This window comes from Fructilactobacillus cliffordii (assembly GCF_024029355.1).
Taxonomy (GTDB): domain Bacteria; phylum Bacillota; class Bacilli; order Lactobacillales; family Lactobacillaceae; genus Fructilactobacillus; species Fructilactobacillus cliffordii.
This window is the reverse complement of sequence record NZ_CP097117.1, coordinates 400847-420288: the sequence shown is the minus strand read 5'-3', so window position 1 is coordinate 420288 and position 19442 is coordinate 400847. Positions and strand designations below refer to the sequence as shown.

19 protein-coding genes and 1 other RNA gene are annotated in these 19442 nt (G+C 42.9%); 15 read left to right on the top strand and 5 right to left on the bottom strand.

The window, feature by feature from the left end; all coding sequences use genetic code 11:
• Positions 1 to 13 precede the first annotated feature (13 nt).
• The 6 genes from M3M38_RS02190 to M3M38_RS02165 all read left to right on the top strand — a co-directional run bounded on the left by M3M38_RS02190 (position 14) and on the right by M3M38_RS02165 (position 5468).
• Positions 14 to 730, top strand: coding sequence for a gamma-glutamyl-gamma-aminobutyrate hydrolase family protein (locus tag M3M38_RS02190; protein ID WP_252814623.1), 717 nt, complete (start codon positions 14 to 16; stop codon positions 728 to 730).
• A gap of 174 nt (positions 731 to 904) precedes the next feature.
• Positions 905 to 2587: a D-lactate dehydrogenase gene (gene dld / locus M3M38_RS02185; protein WP_252814622.1), complete on the top strand. Its 1683-nt coding sequence runs from the start codon at positions 905 to 907 to the stop codon at positions 2585 to 2587.
• Positions 2588 to 2796: 209 nt separating this feature from the next.
• Positions 2797 to 3423 carry a 3-hexulose-6-phosphate synthase gene (hxlA, locus tag M3M38_RS02180; RefSeq protein WP_252814621.1) on the top strand — a complete coding sequence of 209 codons (627 nt, stop codon included), beginning with the start codon at positions 2797 to 2799 and terminating at the stop codon, positions 3421 to 3423.
• A 10-nt stretch (positions 3424 to 3433) separates the two neighbouring features.
• Positions 3434 to 3964 (top strand): 6-phospho-3-hexuloisomerase, encoded by a 531-nt coding sequence (gene hxlB, locus M3M38_RS02175; protein WP_252814619.1) that lies wholly within the window; start codon positions 3434 to 3436, stop codon positions 3962 to 3964.
• A 154-nt stretch (positions 3965 to 4118) separates the two neighbouring features.
• Complete coding sequence (locus M3M38_RS02170; protein WP_252814617.1) at positions 4119 to 4505, top strand: type II toxin-antitoxin system HicB family antitoxin; 387 nt, start codon at positions 4119 to 4121, stop codon at positions 4503 to 4505.
• A gap of 204 nt (positions 4506 to 4709) precedes the next feature.
• A complete protein-coding gene (locus M3M38_RS02165) occupies positions 4710 to 5468 on the top strand; it encodes an NADP-dependent (R)-specific alcohol dehydrogenase (protein WP_252814616.1) in 759 nt (252 codons plus the stop codon).
• 70 nt (positions 5469 to 5538) lie between these two features.
• Here the strand turns inward: M3M38_RS02165 and M3M38_RS02160 are convergent, their stop codons facing one another.
• The gene (locus M3M38_RS02160) at positions 5539 to 5754 is read right to left on the bottom strand and encodes a hypothetical protein (RefSeq protein ID WP_252814614.1); all 216 of its coding nucleotides are present in this window, start codon (positions 5752 to 5754) and stop codon (positions 5539 to 5541) included.
• 486 nt (positions 5755 to 6240) lie between these two features.
• Between M3M38_RS02160 and M3M38_RS02155 the strand changes: the two genes are divergently transcribed.
• Both M3M38_RS02155 and M3M38_RS02150 read left to right on the top strand, forming a co-directional pair.
• A complete protein-coding gene (locus M3M38_RS02155) occupies positions 6241 to 6822 on the top strand; it encodes a hypothetical protein (protein WP_252814612.1) in 582 nt (193 codons plus the stop codon).
• A gap of 26 nt (positions 6823 to 6848) precedes the next feature.
• Positions 6849 to 7559, top strand: a complete 711-nt coding sequence (locus tag M3M38_RS02150) for a hypothetical protein (RefSeq protein ID WP_252814611.1) — start codon at positions 6849 to 6851, stop codon at positions 7557 to 7559.
• An 18-nt stretch (positions 7560 to 7577) separates the two neighbouring features.
• Here M3M38_RS02150 and M3M38_RS02145 read toward each other — a convergent pair whose 3' ends face one another.
• The 3 genes from M3M38_RS02145 to M3M38_RS02135 all read right to left on the bottom strand — a co-directional run bounded on the left by M3M38_RS02145 (position 7578) and on the right by M3M38_RS02135 (position 9704).
• Positions 7578 to 8465: a coiled-coil domain-containing protein gene (locus M3M38_RS02145; RefSeq protein WP_252814609.1), complete on the bottom strand. Its 888-nt coding sequence runs from the start codon at positions 8463 to 8465 to the stop codon at positions 7578 to 7580.
• Between the two features lie 60 nt (positions 8466 to 8525).
• Positions 8526 to 8895: a transfer-messenger RNA gene (gene ssrA, locus M3M38_RS02140) on the bottom strand.
• A gap of 35 nt (positions 8896 to 8930) precedes the next feature.
• The gene (locus M3M38_RS02135; protein ID WP_252814607.1) at positions 8931 to 9704 is read right to left on the bottom strand and encodes a Cof-type HAD-IIB family hydrolase; all 774 of its coding nucleotides are present in this window, start codon (positions 9702 to 9704) and stop codon (positions 8931 to 8933) included.
• Positions 9705 to 9816: 112 nt separating this feature from the next.
• Here M3M38_RS02135 and M3M38_RS02130 point away from each other — a divergent pair, with 112 nt between their 5' ends.
• The 4 genes from M3M38_RS02130 (at position 9817) to M3M38_RS02115 (ending at position 14714) form a co-directional block, all read left to right on the top strand.
• Entirely contained in the window at positions 9817 to 10992 is a 1176-nt protein-coding gene (locus M3M38_RS02130) for a class I SAM-dependent rRNA methyltransferase (protein ID WP_252814605.1), read from the top strand.
• A gap of 129 nt (positions 10993 to 11121) precedes the next feature.
• Positions 11122 to 12024 carry an ROK family protein gene (locus tag M3M38_RS02125; RefSeq protein WP_252767419.1) on the top strand — a complete coding sequence of 301 codons (903 nt, stop codon included), beginning with the start codon at positions 11122 to 11124 and terminating at the stop codon, positions 12022 to 12024.
• Positions 12025 to 12029: 5 nt separating this feature from the next.
• Positions 12030 to 13379 (top strand): glucose-6-phosphate isomerase, encoded by a 1350-nt coding sequence (locus M3M38_RS02120; protein ID WP_252814603.1) that lies wholly within the window; start codon positions 12030 to 12032, stop codon positions 13377 to 13379.
• A gap of 261 nt (positions 13380 to 13640) precedes the next feature.
• On the top strand, positions 13641 to 14714 hold the full coding sequence (locus tag M3M38_RS02115; RefSeq protein WP_252814601.1) for an NlpC/P60 family protein: 1074 nt from the start codon (positions 13641 to 13643) through the stop codon (positions 14712 to 14714).
• Positions 14715 to 14821: 107 nt separating this feature from the next.
• On the opposite strand, the gene M3M38_RS02110 is transcribed toward M3M38_RS02115, so the two are convergent.
• Positions 14822 to 15763, bottom strand: coding sequence for a dihydroorotate oxidase (locus M3M38_RS02110; RefSeq protein ID WP_252814599.1), 942 nt, complete (start codon positions 15761 to 15763; stop codon positions 14822 to 14824).
• Between the two features lie 378 nt (positions 15764 to 16141).
• Here M3M38_RS02110 and M3M38_RS02105 point away from each other — a divergent pair, with 378 nt between their 5' ends.
• From M3M38_RS02105 to M3M38_RS02095, 3 genes are all read left to right on the top strand, one after another.
• Positions 16142 to 17083, top strand: coding sequence for an aspartate carbamoyltransferase catalytic subunit (locus M3M38_RS02105; RefSeq protein WP_252814597.1), 942 nt, complete (start codon positions 16142 to 16144; stop codon positions 17081 to 17083).
• Positions 17084 to 17086: 3 nt separating this feature from the next.
• On the top strand, positions 17087 to 18355 hold the full coding sequence (locus M3M38_RS02100; protein ID WP_252814595.1) for a dihydroorotase: 1269 nt from the start codon (positions 17087 to 17089) through the stop codon (positions 18353 to 18355).
• Between the two features lie 119 nt (positions 18356 to 18474).
• Positions 18475 to 19341 (top strand): DNA/RNA non-specific endonuclease, encoded by an 867-nt coding sequence (locus M3M38_RS02095; RefSeq protein WP_252814593.1) that lies wholly within the window; start codon positions 18475 to 18477, stop codon positions 19339 to 19341.
• Positions 19342 to 19442 lie beyond the last annotated feature (101 nt).

Genomic DNA, 19442 nt, shown 5'->3' with positions numbered 1-19442 from the left:
AGGAAGATGACCAATGAGAATTGGAATTACAGCTAATGTGAACCTTGGGGAACCCAACCTCTACTGCCAACCATTGGCCAATTGCTTGCCGAAAACGTTTATTGACGTGGTGACTAAGCATCAGCATATTCCGGTGATTTTACCGGTGGTTAAACCGGAATTAGCCCCAGAACTAGTTGAGATGGTGGATGCAGTGATTATTCCTGGTGGTCAGGACATTGATCCGGAGTTTTTTAATGAAAGCCCGCAGGAAGAAACCACTGCTAGCTATGAACCACACGATGAATTTGAATTTGCAGTCGCTAAAGCAGCATTAGATCAACACAAACCGGTGTTAGGGATTTGCCGTGGCTATCAACTGTTAAACGTGGCGTTTGGGGGAAGTTTGTATCAGGATTTGCCGACCGAATTTCCGGGTCACCCGCAGATTCACGAGCAACGGGGGAAATTAGCGAAAGCAGAGGTACATGAGGTCAAAGTAGAACCAGGTACCCAGCTTTCACAAGCGTTAGGAACCCAAACCGGGGTGAACTCACGGCATCATCAGGGCTTAAATCGAATTGCCCCCAACCTTCATGTGGTAGCGGAAGCCGCCGATGGAGTACCGGAAGCAGTGGAAGATGATTCGGGATTGCTGTTGGGTGTCCAGTGGCATCCTGAAGATTTATGGCAAACGGATGTGAGTCAGGAACAATTATTCACTACTTTTTTCCAACGGGCGGATTTGTGAAGTTATGTAATTAAAGCATAGCAAAAAGCACCTTCAATCATTTTTTGTTTGAAGTTGCTTTTTAGTTTGTGAAGTTTACATTAATATTGTGAAAACAAATTAGATGAATTATAATGGTTTTAGGTTAAGAAAACGGTTACAAGTTAACTGTACATAGAAAGAAGATTGAGGACAATGACAGTAATTAATGACTTAGAAAACATCGTTGGCAATCGTTATGTGATTACTTCAAAAGAAAAATCACTGCAGTATCGGGAAGGGTATCGTTCTGGTCGTGGAGACGCGTTAGCCGTGGTTCGTCCGGGTTCATTGTTAGAACTCTGGAAGATTTTGCAAGTGGTCCAAAAAAACGACTTGATTGTAATCATGCAGGCCGCTAACACCGGTTTAACAGAGGGTTCCGTACCTACCGATGGTGGATACGACCGCGACGTGCTAGTGATTAACGTGATGCGAATTAAAGGCATGCAGCTGATTGATGATAACAAGCAGGTGATTGCCTTTCCGGGGACCACGTTGCATAAATTAGAAACGAACCTGGACAAAGTTCATCGTGATCCGCACTCTGTGATTGGGTCTTCTAACATTGGGGCCACGGTCATTGGCGGGATTAACAACAACTCCGGTGGGGCCTTGATTCAACGGGGACCAGCTTATACCGAGCTAGCTTTGTACGCACAAATTACCGCTGACGGGCAACTCAAGTTAGTTAATCACCTCGGCATTGAGCTCGGAAGCACGCCGGAAGAAATTTTAACGAACCTTGAAAACCACAATTACTCTGCTAAGGATGTTCAATATGATCCAGACCGCGTGGGGCACAACCGGAACTACGAGGAACGGGTGCGCAACGTCACTTCTGAACAACCGACCCGTTACAACGCTGATCCACAAGAACTCTACGAAGTTTCTGGTTCAGCCGGTAAGTTAGTTGCTTTTGCCGTTCGGTTGGATACGTATCCGAAGCCCAAGGAAACCAAGGTCTTTTACATTGGAACTAACGATCCAGACGTCTTAGAAAAATTAAGACGGCACATCCTGACGAAGTTCAAGCACCTGCCAATTTCTGGGGAATATATGCACAAGGATGCTTATGACCTGGCAAAGAAGTATGGAAAAGACTCCCTAATGGTGATTGAATACCTGGGAACTAATCCGTTGCCGTTCCTGTTTAGTTTCCGGGCCGCTACCGAACGGAAATTACGGCACATTCCCACGTTCAAACCAGACTTTATTGACCGGACCTTGCAAAAGTCCAGCGTACTCTTCCCGAACCAATTGCCGAAACGAATGGAAGAGTTCCGGAACAAGTATGACCACTATCTGCAACTGAAGGTAGCAGACGATGGGATTACCGAAGCAAAACAGTACCTTGATGAGTTCTTTAAGGACAACGAAGGTGGCTACTTTGAATGTACGCCACACGAAGCTAATGTGGCAGCTATTCACCGGTACGTGGCGGCTTCTGTGCCAATTCGGTACCAAGAAACCCATCAAAAGCAAGGGAACCAAATCTTACCGTTGGACGTGGCTTTACCACGCAACGAAGAAAAATGGTTTGAAACCTTACCAAAGGAAATTGATGAACAGATTCAGTACAAGATGTATTACGGTCACTTTTTAGATCACGTGATGCATCAGGATTACATTTTGAAACCAGGCGTGGATGCTCACGAACTGAAAAAGGAAATGTTAAAATTATTTGACGCGCGGGGAGCCATTTACCCAGCTGAACACAACGTGGGGCACTTGTACCACGCTCCGGAAGCATTGGTACATCACTACCGGGAAAATGATCCGACGAATACGTTTAACCCAGGAATTGGTTTAACTTCAAAGAAGAAAAACTGGCAATAAATTTCTCTAAGTTTAATCACAATTAAGCGATACCCCTTAAATTAAATCTTTAATTTAGGGGGTATTTTTATGATTATAATTCTTGTACATATAAGTGAGCACACTATAAATTGCTTTTTTATTGACGCTGTAAGCACATCTTTTTGTGGATGGAATTCAGTATGATAAGGTAATACAGCATACAAAAAATAAGTAAGGGGTAATTAATTATGAAAATTCAACTCGCAATTGATCTAGAAGATGTGGACGGCGCTATTCAATTAATCGACAAAACGAAGGATGGTATCGATATTTTTGAATACGGAACTCCATTGGTAATTAACTTTGGTTTGGAAGGGTTAGCTAAGATTAGAAAGCAATTTCCAGACATCACTTTGTTGGCCGACTTAAAGATTATGGACGTGGCTTCCTACGAAGTGGACCAAGCCTTTAAGTACGGTGCTGACATCACTACTATTTTAGGGGTAGCTGAAGATCAATCCATTAAGGATGCCGTTAAGGCCGCTCACGATGCTGGCAAGGAAATCCTGGTGGACATGATTGGGGTGACTGATGTGGCTAAACGGGCTCGTGAAATTGATGCCATGGGAGCCGACTACATTGGAACTCACACTGGTTATGATTTACAAGCCAAGGGTGAAACGCCATTCGCTACTTTTGCTAAGATTAAGGAAAACGTTACGCACACTAAGACGGCGATTGCTGGGGGCATTAAGCTCGATAACGTGGATGAAGTTAAGGCTGCTGATCCGGACCTCTTGATTGTCGGTGGTGGAATTGCCACAACGGATGATCCTGCCAGGACTGCTGCTGAATTCAAAGCTAAATTAAAGTAGGCGCAGACTGATGTGGCAAACGATTCTGGCAGAATTAGGCCGACAAGACGTGACAACCACTAAGGCAGAGTTGGAACGGCTACAACAAGCACCACGTATCTTTGTCTACGGTGGTGGTCGTTCTGGTCTTGCCTTGCGGGGCCTGGCAATGCGCCTGATGCAGTTAGGCAAAACTGCCTACGTAGTGGGTGAAACCACGACCCCGGCAATTCAAGCTGGTGATTTGTTGCTGGTTGCTTCGGCGTCGGGAACCACGACGGGGACGGTCAATATTGCTAAAGCCGCGCGGCAAGCGGATGCTGACGGGTGGTTGTTGACTACTATTGATGAATCACCGTTGGCAGACTTAGCTCAGCAGGTGACATTGTTGCCCGGAAAGAGCAAAGACTTAGTGGGCGAAGAACAGGCTTCTGTTCAACCGATGGGGAGTTTGTTCGAACAATCCGTGTGGTTGTTTGGGGATGCGCTAACGCTGGCTTACATGCAGTTTGCCGAAGTTAGTGAAGCGGACATGCGCAAGCGGCACTCTAATTTAGAATAAATGAGATGAAGCGGGACTGACTGATGGGTTGGTCCTGTTTTTTTGTGAAGAGATTTAGCTGGTTCAATGCGCACTTTGTATGTATAATTTGATTTACATAAATCATGATGCATTAATTCAAATTAATAAATGACGTAAAACTGGAGTCAATAGTATGGCAGAAAAAATTTTGGTTTACCCAGTGATTTTGAAACAAGAAGCACATGATGTTTTTGTGACCATTCCAGACATTGATGGTGGTTATACGCAAGGTGACAACGTTGAGGATGCAATTCGAATGGCTCAGGATGCAATGGGAAATTTGTTAGAAGATGTGGATGGAAAGGATTATCCGCAAGCATCAAATCCCAATGATTTAAATTTACAAGATGATGAAAATTTAGTTTACGTTGCGATCAACATTGATGATTTTAAAAGACGGTATTCCAAAACGGTCCGGACGAACGTGACCATTCCTAAGGCGTTAAAGGAAAAGGCCAAACGGGAACACATTAATCTTTCACGGGTCTTAACGGATGCTTTGTATGAAGTAGTGAAATAATTGTGATTAAATGCAAAAGGAACTCCCTCAATGATTGGGGAGTTCCTTTTTTGTATTTTTACGTATTTAAATCGTGCTTAATTTTTATAAGATACTTTAAATAAAATTATTTTTTCAATCTATTAGTTATAGGTTATAATTAAGTCAGGATAAGTGATAGCGCTTACACCAATTTGAATATTGATTAGCTGGAGGTTGATTTTCATGGCAAACCGAATGAAAGATAAAGTAGCAATTATTACTGGTGGTAGTAAAGGGATTGGTTATGCAGTCGCAGAACAATTTGTGGAAGAGGGCGCTAAAGTTACCATTACCTGTCGAAAAGACGATGAAGGGCAAGCAGCGGTTGAAAAACTTAATGCGAAGATAGCTGGTTCCGCTAAGTACCTCAAACAAGATGTTTCTAATTCTAAACAGTGGAACGAAATCTTTGAGGAAACAGAAAAGGACTTTGGACCGGTAACAACCTTGGTTAATAATGCTGGGATTGGATTAGGTAAGACTATTGCTGATACGACTGATGAAGAATGGAACCAGGTTCTTGCAATTGATTTGAATGGAGTTTTCTATGGCCTTCGAGAAGCAATTAACCAAATGAGAAAACATTCTATTGCGGGATCGATTATTAACATGTCTTCCATTGAAGGAATTGTCGGAGATCCGATTTTAGGGGCTTATAATGCTTCTAAAGGGGCAGTTAAAATGATGACTAAGTCGGCCGCTTTAGATTGTGCTTTAAAAGATGATGGAATTCGAGTTAACTCTGTTCATCCTGGCTACATTAAGACTCCTATGATTTCAGCTGATTTGGAAAAAGCGATGTCACAAAGAACCAAGACGCCAATGGGACACCTTGGAGCACCAGAAGATATCGCATATGCCTGCGTTTACCTTGCTTCAGATGAATCGAAGTTTACCACTGGAACTGAATTAGTTGTTGATGGTGGTTACACGGCTCAATAATTTGTAACATAAAAAGCGCGCTTCAGATTGTGAAGTGCGCTTTTTGAATTTCTAAGTTCATTGTCAATCGTTATTCAACTGATTCGTGGATTAAGATATTTTTGATTTCATTATCAACGATTTCAAGGGAAATTAGATTGATATCTTCTAGGTCTAAAACCACTTGCCAGAACTCATTGAAGGATAACCCGGTTAGTTGGCGAATGGGTTTAATTCTTGAATTTGAAGTGGGACGTTCGGCGGGAGCAACTGCTCTAATTGCATTTAATACCTTTTCTGAATTCATAGCTCACGCCTCCTTAGGGTACAGTCTAACTAAAAAGGAATCGTTTGTAAAAGCACTATGGTTAGAAGCAAAATAATGGGAAGACCCCAAACGTAGTAGATGAACAAATAAACTACAATTCCATTTGAATCTTTTCAGGTTACCTGGGAAGGATTTTTTGAACTAATTGGGGTGAGTACAGTAATTTTGTTGTTGATTTGGTGGTTCCGATAAGTATTTATTTTCAAAAAGAGAATGAAAAAATATTAGTTTTTAAATAAAAGTAGCTGGAATCTGAAATAAGTTCAGATCCCAGCTACTTTATTATGTACACAGGGAATCCAATCTTTTTGTGAAAAATGATTTTGGTTAAATGCTTGCTTAATTTGATTCAAACTCTAGTTGTTTTATTGAATAAATTATCCAGATATTATTTTCTAAGCACGAATTGGGAAAGCTGGTTTGTAATGATAGAATGAACATAGCAAACAAATGAGGAGTTTAATAATGGAAACTAGGGTAAAGAAACAGTACCGAAAAAATGTAAAAAAATTACTATTAGGATTGTTAATTGTTATTCCGGTTGCTTTTTTAGTGGGCTATGAGATTGCACAAGCGGGTTATCATAATGATCGTAAATCGGTAAAATCAGCGCCTAGCAAGCAGGATAAGCGACACGTTCCAGCTAAGGTTAAAGCTCGTAGTCAAGAAACCAATGAAGGAGTTCCGACAACGAGGGGACAACAAGAGCAGAGAAGTGGGAATAGTACTGCTGGTGAAAGTATCCCAACTAAGCACGCACAAACTCGCCAGCAATCGGTTAATCAGAGTACTACAACTAATAACGACGTCGATACAACCGATCCCTTAAGTGGACCTGGAGCCGGATGTGCACTTGCCAATCGTTACCAGACGGATTCAGAAACCGGAAAAATCGTTGATGTTTCTACTGGCAAAGAAGCAACTGAAGCCGAAAGAAATGAATTTATGCAGAATCAGGAAGAACAACGGGATTATTTAAGGCGTGCAAATGAAAAAATTAACCAAATGAATCAAACAGATAATTCAAATTCAAGCGACGAACATTAAAATTGATGATTGGGGAAACCGAAGGAATGGAACAACGGGTTAATTTATATCACAAGGGGAAGAAAAGCAAAATCATGATTATTGGTGTGCTGGGATTGATTTTGTTAGTTATTTTGGGAAGCTATGTGTTAGCACGCCCAGAGCATAAAACAGCTGTCGAGCAACCGCGGAAGCATAAAAGTGCTAAGGACAAAAAAGCTTCGGTTCAACCAATTAAAAAGCAGAAGGTTATGGAACAAGTTAGTCCACGTACTTCTAATGTTGCTACTGGGACGCAATCACAATCTGCTAATGATGATAGTTCAACGGATCAAGAAAAGATAGCTCAGCAATACGAATATAATCGTGAAAAATTTCGGAAACAGGACATTGATGCTCAGAATGCCATCCATGCGTTAGTAACGAATCCTGATGGAACCAGAAGTTATGTGACAAAAGCTCAGGCCGAACAAGAGGGAACGCTGACTACGTTGTGGGATATGGGACCAGATGGTGTTGCCGTTCCGGTCTATGATTCTAAGGAAATGACGAACCAAAGTAACGATGGAAGTGCTAATAATGAACCTCAGAATAATTCAGATGGGAATGGAGCTGATGACGACAATTATGAGGTAAATTCTGGGGACGATGAAAATACAGTGATTGTAAAAAATAATAAGACTGGAGAAACGATTCAGAAGAAGTCTGTTGGAAACCCTGATTGGGATTATGCTCATGATCGACCGATTACATATTAGATGATTAAAGTATAATTATTAATTATCATTATCTAGAAATCCATCGATTATTTCTTTTATTGATTCTGACACTTCATTATATCTATTATTTATTTCTGAATCATTTGAATCTTTAGGAATAGTTTGAAATAGATCAAGTGCTTCATTTAATTTGTATAGAAATTTATCATACTTTGGAAAGTTTTTATTCATGGTTTTATATTTTTTAATATTAGCCAAACCATTAGCAAAACTTAATACAGAATTAAACATTTTGTTTTTATAAATTTCGTTATTGTTTTCAGATTCAATATTTTTTAAGACTCTTATAACATTTAGAATATCATTAGAAATAGTAAATGGGTCGGATGAGCTAGTAACATTTTCAACATTTGAAGATACTATTTCTAATGATGTCATAAAGTAATCATTTTTTTGTTCTGATAGTGCATTATTAAAGCTATGTTGTTGTTTTCGTAAAGATTCATCAAAGCTTTTTTGTTGATCATCTAAAGCTTTATTTGCCTCATCAATAAAGTCGTTTAATTCTTCTATTTTTTTATTGATATCTTCAATCCCAAAATCTTTTCTAATCTGATCTATTTGGTTTTGTGATAATTTTAATTGCTGGTATGAATAAAATCCTATAAATGCAATCGAGATAGTCATAATGCTGAATAACCATGTTATAGCTGTTGAAAATCTAGAATCCATTGTACTTATTTCAGACATTAGATGACCTACTAATTCGGAAGAAGTGAGATTTTTATATTTATCATAAGATCCATTTGCAGTAATATAACTGAATAGAGAAAAAAAGAAAATTGATATAAATAATGACCATCCTACTAAGTAGGTTTTCTTTAAAATTTTTAATGATTTTTTCAAAAATGTTTCTTTATTTGAATTTCCTTTGTTGATTTCCATAAGTAGTTCTCCTAAATAAAATATTAAAAAAGCCTGACAAAAATTAATCTGTCAGACTTTCAATGGAGTCGGCGGGATTTGAACCCGCGTCCGAATATGCCGCCACTCGAACGTCTACACTCGTAGGTCAATTATTTAAATTTCACTTTCCATCACGCCATTAATCAAGGCTAATATGGAAAGCTAACCTGATTAAGCTCTTCTTCCTGCCCCAGGTGGAGACAGAGAAGCGTCAGTCCACTAAATTTAGGACCCAGGATTAACTCATGGACGAAGTTAGCTGGATCTACGTCAGCTGGTGTTTAGGCAGCTAAGGCGTAAGAATTGTTATTATTTTTTGCAGTTATAATTTAAACTGAACGATTTGACGCATCGTCGTACGGAGTGCAGTTCAAGTACGGACCATACCCGTCGAATCCATAACGACCCCGATAGATACAACTAGAATTGTACCATATCCATTGGTTAAATTAAATCAAAATGACGCAGACCATTGACAATTCCGTGGTTAGTGTTGGCAGTGGTGACGAATTCTGCATGATCCTTAACGCGTTCACGTCCATTTTCCATCACAACGGGGTGATCAACAAAGTCTAGCATCGGAATGTCGTTGTTTCCGTCCCCAAAGGCATAAGTTGGAATGCCAGTTAAGCCGGTCATTTCCATTAGTTGCTTAATTCCACTGGCCTTAGAAGCTCCGTAGTCAACCACGTCGATACTAAACGGTGAGTTCCGGTAGAAACTTAGACGATCGCCAAATTTTTCCTCGTACACATCATCCAAGTCAGTCGTCGTTACAAACATCATATCAATCGGACGGTCGTACCAGTACTGACGGTCTACTAATTTGGGGAGGGGAGCGTGGACAAAGGCGCAGGCTTTCTTTAGGAGTTCGTCGTGGCGAGAAGCTCCCTTACCTTCTTGGTCCAGGACGGTGATGGAGTTGCCGTGTTGTTTGGCAAAGTCATCGAGTTCGTCGATTGTGTGAGGGTCAATCCGGCGTTCAAAGAGTTCCTTCCCTTTGTAAATTCCGTGGTCACCATTTGAAGTAACCGCCGTGTCAATTTTAGTTTTTTTCAGGGTTTCTGGAATTTCGTAGAGGGTCCGTCCGGTGGCAATGACCGGCAAGCCACCATTCTCCCGGATTTGATCCATGGCTTCTGCAACTTCGTCCGTCACCTGAGAGTTTTTATCAAAGAGGGTACTATCGAGATCAAAGAAAACTAAATATTTATACATAAATGGGACTCCTTTCAAAACAAGTTTTTATTATAACATTCAATGGCTACTAATTGGGAATGATTCAAGTTACAATAATAACAACTACATTACAGAAAAACGAGGGATTCAGATGCGAGCAATTGAAATTACAGGCGCCGCTGCCAGCAAAATTGAAGGTGGCTATCCTAAATTAAGTTTAAAGGATTTGGAACAACCAGTTGATGCGACGGACAACGGTGAATTTGTTGCGCTACAAAAGAGCGGACACTTTGTTGCTAGTGCTTACCTAGCTCAAGAAGGCAATGGGATTGGCTGGATTTTGAGTCGGAAAGAAAATCAAGCCATTAACGCGGCCTTTTTTGAACAACTTTTCCGTAAGGCATTTCAACTCCGCGCTCCGTTAGTGGGTCAACGGGTAACGGCTTACCGATTATTTAACGGCATGGGGGATGGCTTAGGTGGCTTAGCAATTGATAACTTTGACGGACAGATCTTATTAACCTGGGAAAATGCTGGCCTTTACCACCAACGAGCTTTCATCATGGATGCCCTGAACCAGGTTCTAGACGAATACAAGGGTGTGTACGAGTTAAAACGGTACCAAGCTCAAGCAACCATTACGCCCGTAACTGATTTAGCCGCTTTTCCCCAGCAACAACAAGTGGTGACGGAAAACGGGATTAATTATGAAATTCAACTGGCCGGGGGAATGAGACCGGGATTGGATCTGGCCTACCGGGAAGTTCGGCACCAACTCAAGAACAACTCACATGCTAAGTTGGCATTGCACCTGTTGTTTGACCAAACCGGCTTTGTAACGGCTTCCATTATTGGTGGAGCGGTGCAAAGTGAAGCTGTGGATCAAAAGAATAGCGCTAAGACAAACCTGGTGGCAGAACTGAGTGCTAACAAAATTACTCAAAAGATGCCGAAAGTTCGGACCATGGATTTATTAGGTTATTTGGATTATGCCACTAAGCACGAGTTGAAATTTGACGTGATTACGATTAACTTACCCGCCTTTCTGCGTTCCAAAAAGGGGAATTTCAACATCCGCAAAGACTTGAATACTTTGTTGCAACAAGTTTTTACGTTAGCCACCAAGGAAGCAGATGTTTTCATTACCACTGAAACGCCCGCGGTAACCATTAAGGGCTTGCGTCAAGCTGCACAAACGGCCTTACAACAATTGGGTCAAGCTTTCATCGAAAAGGAAGCCTTTAAGCAACCACTTGATTTCCCATTTAATCCCGAATACCAACGTGAAAGTCCCATTAAAGGACTCTGGTTTAAATTCCAACGGTAATTTATCTTAGCTAGTAAAAGCGAAAATTTAAAAACTTTGTGTAAACGTTTACAAAAGTTATTGCATTCCAATTTTTCCAGCTCTATAATAAAGTTGTAAGATGAATTGCCGTCCAAGGAGGATAAGATTATGTTATATGGAAGTATTGAAGCTGGTGGAACTAAATTTGTGTGTGCGGTTGGTGACGAAAACTTTAACGTGGTTGACCAAACCCAATTTCCGACCACAACTCCTGACGAAACATTAGCGAGAACCGTAAAGTACTTTAAAAAATTTGATCACATTGATGCCTTTGGAATCGCTTCCTTTGGTCCGATTGATATTGACAAGAACTCTGATACCTACGGTTGGATTATTAAAACGCCGAAAAAGGGTTGGAGTAACATTGACTTTTTGGGCAAGATGAAGGAAAGTTTCCACGTTCCAATGTTCTGGACGACGGATGTGAATGGGTCTGCATACGGTGAATACGTAAGCGCTAAGCGCCATGACGAAAACATCAAATCAGTTAGTTACATTACGATCGGAACTGGAATCGGAATGGGTTCGGTAATTAACGGTGATTTCTTAGGGGTTAAAGGAACGCCTGAATTTGGTCACATCAAAGTTAAACGCCATCGTGATGACCTTGATTTCAAGGGAACTTGTCCATGGCATGGTGACTGTCTTGAAGGAGTTGCTTCCGGTCCAACTTTTGAAGCTCGGAACGGGGTAAAAGGTCAAGATACACCAATTTCTGATCCAACTTGGGACATCATTGCTTACTATGCAGCTCAAGCGGTGGTTGATTTAACGGTTACCTTCCGGCCTGATAAGGTTGTGCTAGGTGGAGGTGTCTGCACCCCAGAATTTATTGCTAAAGTTCGGGCTCAGTTTACCTTACTCTTTAACAATTACCTCAGCGTTGGTTCATTAGAAAAATACATTACGGGTCCTGAAATCCAACACAATGGTTCCGCCACATTTGGTGACTTTGTGTTAGCTCAAAAAGCAATTGATGACGAAAAGAAGAATATTGAAGTGGGGGAGTAGCACAGATGGCTTACATTAAATTTGATGATTCGAAAGTTGGTCAATTTGTTCACGAAAACGAGTTACCAGAAATGCAAGCCTTAGTAACCGCTGCCGACCAAGAATTACGGAATGGAACTGGTGCGGGAGCTGACTTCCGGGGCTGGCTGACGTTACCAACTGATTACGATCACGAAGAATTTGCGCGGATTCAAAAAGCCGCTGAAAAAATTAAGCAAGATTCTGACGTGTTGGTCGTAATCGGAATCGGTGGTTCTTACCTGGGAGCTAAGATGGCTGTGGACTTCTTAAACGGAAGTTTCTACAATTCCAAACCTAAGTCAGAACGTCGGGGTGCCCAAGTGGTCTTTACCGGGAACTCATTGAGTGCTTCTTACCTACAGGAACTCCAGGATTTCGTGGGTGATCGCGATTTTTCAATTAACGTGATTTCCAAATCAGGAACAACCACGGAACCTTCGATTGCCTTCCGGATTTTTAAAGAAAAATTGATTAAGAAGTATGGTAAGGAGGAAGCAAACCATCGAATTTACGCTACGACGGATGCTAAAAACGGTGCTTTACGACAAGAAGTGGAAGCGAATGGTTACGAAAGCTTTATTATTCCAGATGACGTGGGTGGTCGGTTCTCCGTCTTAACGCCAGTTGGTTTATTGCCAATTGCTGCTACTGGTGCTGACTTAAACAAATTAATGCACGGTGCTGCTGACGCAGCTCAAAATTATCAAAGCACTGATTTAACCAAGAATGACGCCTATCGGTATGCCGCATTACGGAACATCTTGTACCGAAAAGGTTACGTAACGGAATTAATCGAAAATTACGAACCGAACCTGCGGATGTTAGCCGAATGGTGGAAGCAATTGATGGGTGAATCCGAAGGTAAGGATCAAAAGGGAATTTATCCTTCTTCTGCTAACTTTACGACGGACCTGCACTCGTTAGGGCAATATATTCAAGAAGGATTGCGGAATCTGTTTGAAACGGTTGTCAAAGTTGAAAAGCCACCTTACAACGTTGACATTCCAATGGAAGCAGATAACTTGGATGGATTGAACTACCTGAAGGGTCAATCTTTGAATGAAGTGAATGACAAAGCGTACGAAGGAGTGGTTTTAGCCCACAACGATGGGGGAGTTCCGGTCTTGACGGTCGAAATTCCTGACGAATCTGAATACAGCTTGGGGTACTTAATTTACTTCTTTGAAGTAGCCGTTGGCATTTCTGGTTACTTAAATGGAATTAATCCCTTTAACCAGCCAGGAGTGGAAGCCTACAAACAAAACATGTTTGCTTTGTTAGGTAAACCCGGCTACGAAGAATTAGCTGCTAAACTAAAAAAAGAAACTGATTAATTTAAGTAATAAAAGTGGAGGATGTTTTTGACGCTCTCCACTTTTTTGATGAGAAAAATCTAGGTGGAAGTTACAGCAACCCTAACGTGGAGTTACTTAAGCTTCCCTTAATAATTTCTCAATATATTTCAAAAAGATTACAGTTAGATTAAGAACAAGTTGAAGTGCCCACAAATGATTTTTGCCATGCTAGTATGTGTCTTGTAAGGTAATTAAATTAAAAAGTAAAAAGACAATTTCGAAAAGGAGATTATCGATACAATGAAAAATACTAAAGTTCACTTTAAGATGTACAAAGCAGGAAAGAAATGGTTGTTTGCCGGAATCGCAACTTCAATGATGGCAGGTGCTTTCATGTTTGCTGGTAACAACACTGCTTCTGCTGATGTTTTGTCTACTGGACAACAACACGTTGGAACTTCATACGCATGGGGTGGAACTAACCCTGGTGGCTTTGACTGTTCTGGTTTCACGCAATACGTTTACGGTCAAAACGGGATTAGCTTACCACGGACTGCTGCCGCTCAAGCTGCTGCTTCACAACCAATTAGTGCTTCTGAAGCTCAACCCGGTGATTTAGTATTTTTCAACGACGGTAGTGGAATTTACCACGTTGGTATTTACCAAGGGAACGGCCAAATGTTGGATGCTCAAAACCGTGGTGTAATTAGTGGAGACTCCATTTCTTACTTCCCTGGTCAAGTAACCTATGGTCGAGTTGGTGGTGGTGCTTCCGTTGCTCAAGCTCAACCAAGCCAAGTACAAACGCAAAGCCAATCAGCTGCTACTAACAACAATGGTCAACAAGCACAACCAGCAGCTGATGCGCAAGCACAAACTGCTAACAACGACCAAGCAGCCGCACAGCCAGCAGCTGATGCGCAAGCACAAACTGCTAACAACGATCAAGCAGCTGCACAACCCGCAACTGACACACAAGCACAAACTGCTAACACTGATCAAGTAGCCGCACAACCCGCTACTGATAATACTCAAGCTCAAGCAACTAATGATGACCAAGCAGCCGCACAACCAGTCGCTGAAGCTAAGCCAACTTTAACTGACGCTAAGTTAGTTTCTCAATCATCAAACGAAGGTAAATTTAACCCTGAAACTGGTTACTTCATCAACGGCGACACTCAAATTGCCGTTCGGAAATCAGCTAGCTTGAAAGACAAGATTACTGGTTACCTTCCTGCTGGAGCTAAGATTAGTTACGATGGCTACGTAGTTAAAGATGGTCACGTTTGGGTTGAATACACTGGTTACAACGGTGACAAGTTATACTGCCCAGTTCGCGAAACTCACAAGGTAGCTTGGGGTACGTTCGAATAATTAGATAAACTATTGAAAGGTGCTAACTTCGGTTGGTGCTTTTTTGTTTACCCGCAAACTAAAAAAGGCACCGTGTCGCAATCGACACGGTGCCTTTTAGATCCTAATTAAGCATCATATTCTTGTAAGTGACCCCGGAAATCAGCTAGTTTTTGGTAACCTTTGGCTTCCATGAGGTACGTTAACTCTTGGTTAATGCGGGCAAAGGCATCCAGGCCTTCTTGCATGACCACCGTTCCTAATTCCACGATGTCAGCCCCACAGAGAATCAATTCAAAGACATCGGTTCCCGTGTTGACGCCACCAGTTCCGATGATCTTGATTTCCGGACGCAGACGTTGCCGGAAAGCCCGGACGTTGGCTAATGCTACCGGCTTGATGTATTTGCCCCCGATACCACCAAAACCACCCTTAGGTTTAATCACCACTCGTTCGGTTTCTGGATCAACCACGAGCCCGTTCCCCACACTATTAATGGCGTTGATGTAAGTCAACGGGTATTGGTTTAAAATCTCGGCCATGGCATCGTACTGTTGCAGGTCAAAGTAGGGTGGTAGTTTAACTCCCAGGGGCTTGGTGTAAAAGGCAAATACCCGGTCCAAAATTTCTTTAGTGGCCTCTAGGTCGTACCCAATTTGGGGTTTACCCACTACGTTGGGACATGACAAGTTTAGTTCACATAGTCCGGCAAAATCACTGGCTTGAATTTGTTTAAGCGCGTCAATTTGATCCGCCATCTTGGTTCCAGTTACGGATAAATCAATTGGTTTGTCCGTATCGGTATTAGCGATAAAATCAAGGTAGTACGCTAAACCTTGGTTAGGCAATCCCATCGAGTTGATGCTCCCGAGGTCAGTATCAAAATAACGAGGTTGGGGATTTCCCGCTCGTGGGGCGAGGGTAGCACTCTTGGTGGTTAAACCGCCAGCGGCTGACGCTAACACCGCGTTCATTTCTGTTGCGGTTTCGTCCCACACTCCGGCCGCGTTAATCAACGGGTGCTGAAAGGTTTCATTTCCAATCGTTGCGCTTAAGTCAATTGCAGTCATACTCTTCTCCTTTGCACACTGCTGGAGGGCAGTGCGGTTAACGAAAAACGCAGTTAGTAAGGTCCTGGTTCAGAGAAAAAGACCGCACTAACTGCGTAATTTTACTATCATGCTGAAGATCTCTTGGTCTCTCTGAACCAAATTAAGATTAATTGTATTAATCCTACTGAAGAAGGACGAGCTTGTCAAGCAGCGGAGGATTGACTTTTGCGCTTAAATTCGTTAAAGTAAGCACCAATTAGACAACTCGATAAAGCGGGTGCTTTAATTCAATCCAGAGAGGTTGACAAGTTAGCTGGCGCTGTTTATTTAGGGACATGCTTGGTTAATTTGGGCATGTCCCTTTATTGTTAGCAAGACAAGCATGAGGAGGAACCAATGGTGAATGCAGCTCAACATGATTTGGTCTCAGTTAGTGATTTAAGTGAAGCAGACGTTCTACATAAGATTCGCTTAGCGCAGTTGTTTCAGGCCGGCAAAACGGTTCGGTTACAGCGACCAACGTTTGCGATGAATTTATTTTTTGAAAACAGTACGCGGACTCACACCAGCTTTGAAATGGCCGAACGCAAGCTAGGGATGCAGGTTTTACAATTCGTGGCCGATGGCAGTTCCGTGACTAAGGGCGAAACGCTAGGGGATACCATCAAAACGATTCAGGCGATTGGCGTTGACGTGGCTGTGATTCGGCATCCGGAAAACGAATACTACCAACCATTGTTATCTGATGACTTAGACATTAGCATTGTTAATGGGGGGGATGGGAGTGGGCAACATCCGTCCCAATCTTTACTAGACATGATGACCATTTACCAAGAATTTGGAACGTTCAAAAACTTAAACATCACCATCGTCGGAGACTTGAACCACTCCCGGGTTGCCCGATCCAACATGGCGTTATTAACCCGACTAGGGGCCCACGTCTCGTTTGCTGGACCAGAACAATGGTATAACGCCGAGTTTGAACAATATGGGAACTACACCACGATTGACGAAGCGGCGGAGAATGCCGATGTCATGATGCTCTTGCGGGTGCAAAAGGAACGGTTGGGAACGGAACTGCAGGATTTTGACGAAGCGAGTTACCACCAAAAATTTGGACTCACCAAGGAACGGTATGCTCGGTTAAAGTCGACGGCCATCATCATGCACCCGGCACCCGTGAATCGGGGGATTGAGATTGATTCTAGTTTGGTGGAAAAGCCTCAATCTCGGATTTTTAAACAGATGGAAAACGGGGTTTTCATGCGGATGGCGATTTTAACGGACGTGTTGGTGGCCAAGGGCTTGATCAATCCCGCAGAAATCAAAGGAGAATAAGCGATGACAAAGTTATTAGTGAAAAATGGTCAAGTTTATCAAGACCAACAACTGGTGCCTGGTGATGTTTTAATCAAGGATGGCAAGATTGCAGCCATCGGCGAAAACTTGGATCAACCCGATCAAATGGTGGTGGATGCGACCGGAAAAGCCATTTTACCCGGCTTAGTGGACGTCCACGTTCATTTCAGAGATCCCGGACAAACAGCTAAGGAAACGGTGGCTACGGGAAGCGCAGCCGCTGCGCACGGCGGTTACACGACCGTGTGTGCCATGCCGAACGTAACGCCGGTGCCGAACACGCCGGAACAGTTAAGCCAGATCATTGCTAAAAACCAGCAACAAGCGAAGATTAACGTGTTGCAATATGCGCCCGTGACCGTGGACGAACGGGGCGATGAACTGGTTGATTTTGCTGGCATGAAAGCCGCTGGCGCCATCGGCTTTAGTAATGATGGAATTGGGATTCAAACTGCCAAAACGATGTACGATGCGATGGTAGCAATTGCCCAAACCGGGTTGCCACTCGCTGCTCACGTTGAAGATCACGCTCTAATGAATGGCGGAGTGATGAACGCGGGACAACGCGCTCAAGAGTTGCACTTACCGGGGGCGGTTTCCGTCGCAGAAACGAGCCAATTGGCCCGGGATCTAGAGTTAGCTCGAGTTACTGGTGTGCACTATCACGTTTGTCACGTTTCCACCGCTCGTAGTGTGGAATTAATTCGGCGGGCCAAGGCCGATGGTATTCATGTGACGGCCGAAGTGAGCCCGCACCACTTGTTGCTGGATGACAGCATGATTCAGAACGATAATCCGATGTTTAAGATGAATCCACCCCTGCGGACTAAAGCAGACCGGGAGGCCCTGTTAGCCGGCTTACTGGACGGTACGATTGATATGATTGCGACCGACCATGCCCCGCACACAGTAGCAGACAAGGGCAACAGTTTTAAGGATAGTGCCTTTGGAATCACGGGATTGGAAACGGCCTTTCCGCTGTTGTTCACGCAGCTGGTAGAGCCAGGAACGGTTTCTCTGGAACAATTGCTGAACTGGATGAGTTTTAATCCCGCCCGGATTTTTGCGATTCCGAATCCGACGGACATTAAGGTCGGAAGTGCGGGCAACATTTCCATCTGGGACTTAGAGGTTGACCGGCAGATTACTGAAGCTGAGTTGCAATCAAAGGGGAAAAATACTCCGTTTATCGGCACTCCGGTCGTTGCTGAACACTTTAAGACGATTTGTAACGGCGAACTAGTTGATTAAAAAATAATGGTAAAAACCAGAGCGTGCTCTGGTTTTTAGTTTGGTCATTTTGACAGCTGACAGAGATTCCCGTAAGATAGATAAGGGCAACAAATGTTCGGATTTAAAGGAGAAAAATGATGAAAAAAATCATGCATTGGCTGGTGGGGCTGGTCGCCGGCATCACCCTGAGTTTAGGGGCGGGAGCAACCATTAGCCACGCCCAAACGGCGGTAACCACGGCCCCACAAACGACGGCGCGCTACCAACAATTACAACAAACTAACTATCAATCTGGCTCCGCGGCCTATGACGTCTTGAACAACGATCAACCGGACACCATTGCTCCGGTTGATTATGCAGTCAGCCACATTGATTTTTCTAATTTAGATCAGTTAAACCGGGTGGGAACCGCTACGGCCTATCTAACCAAGGATAATTTAGGCAAGTCACAGGGGCGAGCTGCTCAGGTCTTTAAACCCACGGGCTGGTCAAACCAACCCAAACGGGTCAACGGTGAACGAGTTTATCCGGTAAACCGGGGGCACCTAATTGCGTACACGTGTACCTTTAACCTGAATCAAAACGGAAAGTACACACCGGGCGCCAAGGGCTCGATTGATAATCCAAAGAACCTCTTTACCCAAACCGCGTTTGCAAACCAAAAGTTAATGACGATTAACGAGCAAGCGGTTCGGAATGCTTTATCGGCGGGGAAAAAAGTGATTTACCAGGTCACGCCCGTCTTTCAGGGTAATGACCTGATGGCCAAGGGAGTTTGGGTGCAGGCCGTCAGTACGGATGGATCATTTCATCTGAACCGGTACTTGTACAACGTTCAACCAGGCTTGGATTTTGACTATGCGACGGGGCGGTCGACGGTTGATCATAATATGAACGTACCGACCCCGATGAACTACGAGAATTATCACGCTAAATCCTATCACAAGGTTGCCAGTGGCTATCGGCACCACAAGGTTCATGTGAACTACCATCATTTCTTTTAAAAAAGAGTTTGACAAACTAAGCGAGTTCCTGTAAATTAATGACAATTAATTAGTTCGAAAAACAAAGCGGAGGAGAGTAATTTTCCAGTGACTGCTAGAGA

Coding starts and splice junctions, on each gene's coding strand:
- M3M38_RS02125 (WP_252767419.1), top strand. CDS start 11,122: ATGTTATATGGAAGTATTGAAGCTGGTGGAACTAAATTTGTGTGTGCG.
- M3M38_RS02130 (WP_252814605.1), top strand. CDS start 9,817: ATGCGAGCAATTGAAATTACAGGCGCCGCTGCCAGCAAAATTGAAGGT.
- M3M38_RS02110 (WP_252814599.1), bottom strand. CDS start 15,763: ATGACTGCAATTGACTTAAGCGCAACGATTGGAAATGAAACCTTTCAG.
- dld (WP_252814622.1), top strand. CDS start 905: ATGACAGTAATTAATGACTTAGAAAACATCGTTGGCAATCGTTATGTG.
- M3M38_RS02155 (WP_252814612.1), top strand. CDS start 6,241: ATGGAAACTAGGGTAAAGAAACAGTACCGAAAAAATGTAAAAAAATTA.
- M3M38_RS02120 (WP_252814603.1), top strand. CDS start 12,030: ATGGCTTACATTAAATTTGATGATTCGAAAGTTGGTCAATTTGTTCAC.
- M3M38_RS02170 (WP_252814617.1), top strand. CDS start 4,119: ATGGCAGAAAAAATTTTGGTTTACCCAGTGATTTTGAAACAAGAAGCA.
- M3M38_RS02135 (WP_252814607.1), bottom strand. CDS start 9,704: ATGTATAAATATTTAGTTTTCTTTGATCTCGATAGTACCCTCTTTGAT.
- M3M38_RS02100 (WP_252814595.1), top strand. CDS start 17,087: ATGACAAAGTTATTAGTGAAAAATGGTCAAGTTTATCAAGACCAACAA.
- M3M38_RS02095 (WP_252814593.1), top strand. CDS start 18,475: ATGAAAAAAATCATGCATTGGCTGGTGGGGCTGGTCGCCGGCATCACC.
- M3M38_RS02160 (WP_252814614.1), bottom strand. CDS start 5,754: ATGAATTCAGAAAAGGTATTAAATGCAATTAGAGCAGTTGCTCCCGCC.
- hxlA (WP_252814621.1), top strand. CDS start 2,797: ATGAAAATTCAACTCGCAATTGATCTAGAAGATGTGGACGGCGCTATT.
- hxlB (WP_252814619.1), top strand. CDS start 3,434: ATGTGGCAAACGATTCTGGCAGAATTAGGCCGACAAGACGTGACAACC.
- M3M38_RS02145 (WP_252814609.1), bottom strand. CDS start 8,465: ATGGAAATCAACAAAGGAAATTCAAATAAAGAAACATTTTTGAAAAAA.
- M3M38_RS02105 (WP_252814597.1), top strand. CDS start 16,142: ATGGTGAATGCAGCTCAACATGATTTGGTCTCAGTTAGTGATTTAAGT.
- M3M38_RS02150 (WP_252814611.1), top strand. CDS start 6,849: ATGGAACAACGGGTTAATTTATATCACAAGGGGAAGAAAAGCAAAATC.
- M3M38_RS02190 (WP_252814623.1), top strand. CDS start 14: ATGAGAATTGGAATTACAGCTAATGTGAACCTTGGGGAACCCAACCTC.
- M3M38_RS02165 (WP_252814616.1), top strand. CDS start 4,710: ATGGCAAACCGAATGAAAGATAAAGTAGCAATTATTACTGGTGGTAGT.
- M3M38_RS02115 (WP_252814601.1), top strand. CDS start 13,641: ATGAAAAATACTAAAGTTCACTTTAAGATGTACAAAGCAGGAAAGAAA.